Consider the following 4,258-nt stretch of genomic DNA (forward strand, 5'->3'; position numbering starts at 1 on the left):
CGGGTGCGCTCCCGCCGGCGGCCGTGCTTGTGCTCGCGGAGTCTGGGTTGGTTCCTGCATGCACCTCATCGAGAGAACCCGAATGCACCTTTCCTCCCACGGGAGAGGTGCATTCGGGTCCTCTCGATGGTGAGAGTCGGCGCGGCGCCCGGGTTCTCCCGCGATGATCCCCGCGGGCTATCCCGCCAGCAGCGCCAGGAGCGTGTCGACGTCCTCGGGGTTCGTGTCCCAGGCGCACATGAGGCGGAACAGGCCCGGGCGTCCCGGCCACTCCGAGAACGCGTAGCGCGTGCGCGCCCGCTCGGCCGCGGCGGCGGGCAGCAGCGCGAACACCCCGTTCGACTCGACCGGGAACGCGAGCGAGAATCCGGTATCCTGCGATCCGAGCTCGGCGATGCCGGCCCCGAGCCGAGCGGCCATCGCGTTCGCGTGCGACGCCGAGCGGTGCCACAGGTCCCCCTCGTAGAGGGCGGTCAGCTGCGCGGAGGCGAAGCGCATCTTCGACGCGAGCTGCAGGTTGATCTTGCGCAGGTACGGCATGCCGGGGGTCGCGCCCGGCCGCAGCACGATCACGGCCTCCGCGCCGATGAGTCCGTTCTTGGTGCCGCCGAGGCTCAGCAGGTCGGCGCCGGCCTCGGCGGTCGTCGCCGCGAGGGAGGTGCCGAGATACGCGGACGCGTTGCCGAGCCGGGATCCGTCGACGTGCAGCAGCATGCCGTGGGCGTGCGCCTGCTCGGCGAGCGCGGCGACCTCGTCGGCGGAGTAGGAGGTGCCGAACTCCGTCGACTGCGAGATCGAGACGGCGAGCGGCTCGGCGCGGTGCTCGTTGCCCCAGCCCCAGGCCTGTTGCGCGACGAGCTCGGGCGTGAGCTTGCCGTCGGGCGTCTCGACCGTCAGTAGCTTGAGCCCGCCCGTCTTCTCGGGAGCGCCGGTCTCGTCGGTGGCGATGTGCGCGGTCGCCGCGCAGATGACCGCGCCCCAGCGGGGCAGGGCGGCCTGCAGCGCGAGCACGTTCGCGCCCGTGCCGTTGAAGACGGGGTACGCCTGGGCGGAGGTGCCGAACAGCTCCTTCGCGAGGCCCTGGAACCGGGTCGTCCACGCGTCGCCGCCGTACGCGGGCGCGTGCCCGACGTTCGCGGCGGCCAGCGCGGCGAGGGCTTCGGGATGGGCGCCGGCCCAGTTGTCGGACGCGAAGCTCGCCGGATGCGCGGCGGGATCGGTGCTGATGGGGGCGGCGGTGCTGGAGGGGGCGCTCGGGCTGCTCTGCGGGGCGCTGTTTCGCGGGTCGGTCACCTCGTCAGCCTAGCCCCGGCGCCCGAACCAACGCGGCTGCCCCGATCCGCTCCGGTCTCAGCCTTGGCCCCGGCGCCCCGCCTGCGGGAGGCACCCCGGGGCACGACCGGTGGACGCTTTCCCGACGACTGGACGCCTTCTTTCCGTGATATTCGGCGTCCACTCGTCGGGAAAACATCCGCTGGTCGGCAAGGCGTCCACTCGTCGGGAAGGCGTCCACTCGGCGGAACCCCGGCCGGCACGCATCCACCGACCGGTGGATGCCGGGCTCGCGAAAGATCAGCCGGTCGGGCCCTGCTGCCGGGCGGCGCGGGCGGCGATCCTGGAACCATGAGCAGAACCGGAACATCCATCGCGGGCAGCGGGCCGGCCATCGCCGTGCGCGGCCTCGGCAAGCAGTACGGAGGGCGCCCGATCCTCGACGGCGTCGATCTCGAGATCGGGCGCGGTGAGACGTACGCGCTGCTCGGACCGAACGGGGCGGGCAAGAGCACCACGATCGAGATCCTCGAGGGCTTCCGCACGAGCGGCGGCGGCAGCGTCGAGGTGCTCGGCGAGGACCCCGCGAAGGCGGATCGGGCCTGGCGCGCGCGGGTCGGGATCGTGCCGCAGACCACGGCCGAGTTCGGCCCGTACACGCCGCGCGAACTGCTGGAGCACCACCGCCGCTTCTCGCCGGACCCCCGCGGCGCCGACGAGGTGCTCGAACTCGTCGGACTCACCGAGCAGGCGAGGATCCGCGCCCCAAAGCTGTCGGGCGGGCAGCAGCGCCGCCTCGACGTCGCGCTCGGGATCATCGGCGGGCCCGAGCTGGTGTTCCTCGACGAGCCCACCACGGGCTTCGATCCCGAGGCGCGACGGCAGTTCTGGAGCATGCTCGAGGGCCTGACGGCGACGGGCACCACGATCCTGCTCACCACCCACTACCTCGACGAGGCCGAGCGTCTGGCCGACCGGGTCGGCGTGCTGAACGGCGGACGGATCGTCGCCGAGGCGCCGCCCGCCGAGCTCGGCGGCGCCGAGCAGCGCACGCCGATCGTGCGGTGGCGCGAGGACGGGCGCGTGCTCGAGCGCCGCACCGAGCGGCCGGGCGAGCTGATCGCCCGGCTCGTCGCCGCGGCCGACGGCGAGCCCGACGGGCTGGAGGTGATCCGGCCCTCGCTGGAGGACGTCTACCTCGGCCTCATCGGCGCCTACCGTGCCGACGGCACCGATACCAGCGGCACCGACAGCGACGACGTTGACACCGACGGCACCGGAACGACGCGGCAGGAGGCCGGAGCATGAGCGCCATCACCATCGGATTCGCCCGGATCCGCTTCGAACTGCTGGGCTACTTCCGCAGGCCCGACACCGTCTTCTTCACCTTCCTGTTCCCGCTGCTCATGCTCGGCATCTTCGGCGCGGCCTTCTCGTCGCTCGGCGACGTGGGGGCGAAGCCCGACGGCACGGGCGGCGTCAGCATGGCGGCCTACTACCTGCCCGGCCTCGTCGCGGCGGGCATCTTCCTCTCGGGCGTGCAGAACCTCGCGATCGACATCGCCGGCGAGAAGCACGACGGCACCCTGAAACGCCTCGGCGGCACGCCGCTCCCGCCCGCGAGCTACTTCATCGGCAAGATCGGGCTCACGCTCGTCACCGCGATCCTGCAGGCTGCGCTGACCATCGCGTTCGGCGTCGCGGTGTTCGGGATCGACCTGCCGAGCGATCCCGCGGCCTGGGGCACCTTCGCCTGGCTGTTCCTGCTCGGGATCGCGACCATGTCGCTGCTCGGGATCGCGCTGTCGGCGCTGCCGCGCAGCGGGCGCTCCGCGACCGCGGTGGTGCTGCCGATCGTGCTCGTGCTCCAGTTCATTTCGGGCGTCTACCTGCAGTTCACGGCGCTCCCGAGCTGGCTGCAGAACATCGCGAGCGTCTTCCCGCTGAAGTGGCTCGCGCAGGGCATGCGCGCGGTGTTCCTGCCCGAGCACTTCGCGAGCGCCGAGCCGTCGGGCGGGTGGGATCTCGGCCTCGTCGCGCTGATGCTCGCGGTCTGGCTCGTGGTCGGCCTCGTCGGCGCGCTGCTCACCTTCCGGTGGACGAAGCGCTCGTGATCCGAGGACCCGGGCGGCCCTGCGGGGCCGCGGTGCGTGAGAGAGTGTCGGCATGATCGAAACCCTGCGCTACCCCAAGGCCCTGCGCTGGTGGGACCTCGCGGTGGCGGGGGTCTCGATCTTCGTCGCGTACGCGCTGATCGGTTCGCGGATCATGGGGGATCCCTCGATGCAGGGCTCGTGGTTCTGGGTCGGCGCAGCGGCCTGGGCGGCGCTCGTCGTCGTCTACCTCGCGATCGGCCGCACCGCGCTGCTGCGCTCCGCGCTCGATCTGCCGGCGCGGCCCGCCGACGCCGCCTTCGTGGTGGCGCTGGTCGCGGCCACCGCGCTCGCCACGAGCGCCTACCCGGGTCTCGCCGTGATCCAGGCCGTCGGCTATCCGATGATCTGGGTGCTGCTGCGACGCTATCCGGCCGCGGTCGCGGGGAGCATCGCGCTCGCCGCCGCGGTCGGTGCGGGCATGTGCGTCTCGTCCGGCCGCATGGGCGACCCGCAGCCGTGGATCGGATCGAGCGTCACCGCGCTGCTGTCGCTCGGCTTCGCGATCGCGCTGGGGACCTGGATCTCGCGGATCTCGCACGAGGGGGAGCGGCAACGGCGGCTCGTCGCCGAGCTGACGGAGGCCCAGCACGAGGTCGCGCGTCTCTCGACCGAGGCGGGCGCCTCCGCGGAGCGCGAGCGGCTCTCGCGTGAACTGCACGACACGCTCACCCAGTCTCTCGCGGGGCTCGTGATGCTCGCCGAGCAGGCGGGGCGCGCGCTCGACGCCGGCGAGACCGAGCGCGGACGCGAACGCATCGCCCGGGTCGAGGCCGCGGCGCGCGGGGCGGTCGCCGAGGCGCGCGCGATCGTCGCCTCCGCGCGGCCGCTCG

4 protein-coding genes are annotated in these 4,258 nt (G+C 72.9%); 3 read left to right on the forward strand and 1 reads right to left on the reverse strand.

Features of this window, described 5'->3' with window-relative positions; genetic code table 11:
- Positions 1–177 precede the first annotated feature (177 nt).
- Positions 178–1,293 (reverse strand): low specificity L-threonine aldolase, encoded by a 1,116-nt coding sequence (locus XM48_RS00150; RefSeq protein WP_369699842.1) that lies wholly within the window; start codon positions 1,291–1,293, stop codon positions 178–180.
- 330 nt (positions 1,294–1,623) lie between these two features.
- Here XM48_RS00150 and XM48_RS00155 point away from each other — a divergent pair, with 330 nt between their 5' ends.
- The 3 genes from XM48_RS00155 to XM48_RS00165 all read left to right on the forward strand — a co-directional run.
- Positions 1,624–2,580, forward strand: coding sequence for an ABC transporter ATP-binding protein (locus XM48_RS00155; RefSeq protein ID WP_046453748.1), 957 nt, complete (start codon positions 1,624–1,626; stop codon positions 2,578–2,580).
- Entirely contained in the window at positions 2,577–3,386 is an 810-nt protein-coding gene (locus XM48_RS00160) for an ABC transporter permease (RefSeq protein ID WP_046453749.1), read from the forward strand. The genes XM48_RS00155 and XM48_RS00160 overlap by 4 nt, the downstream gene beginning before the upstream one ends.
- A gap of 52 nt (positions 3,387–3,438) precedes the next feature.
- Positions 3,439–4,258: histidine kinase (locus tag XM48_RS00165; RefSeq protein ID WP_046453750.1), on the forward strand; the 820-nt coding region annotated here is incomplete at its 3' end.

This window comes from Leucobacter sp. Ag1 (genome assembly GCF_000980875.1).
Taxonomy (GTDB): Bacteria; Actinomycetota; Actinomycetes; order Actinomycetales; family Microbacteriaceae; genus Leucobacter; species Leucobacter iarius.

What these genes read in the sequence shown, in the direction of transcription:
- XM48_RS00160 (WP_046453749.1), top strand. Translation starts at nt 2,577, where the DNA reads ATGAGCGCCATCACCATCGGATTCGCCCGGATCCGCTTCGAACTGCTG.
- XM48_RS00155 (WP_046453748.1), top strand. Translation starts at nt 1,624, where the DNA reads ATGAGCAGAACCGGAACATCCATCGCGGGCAGCGGGCCGGCCATCGCC.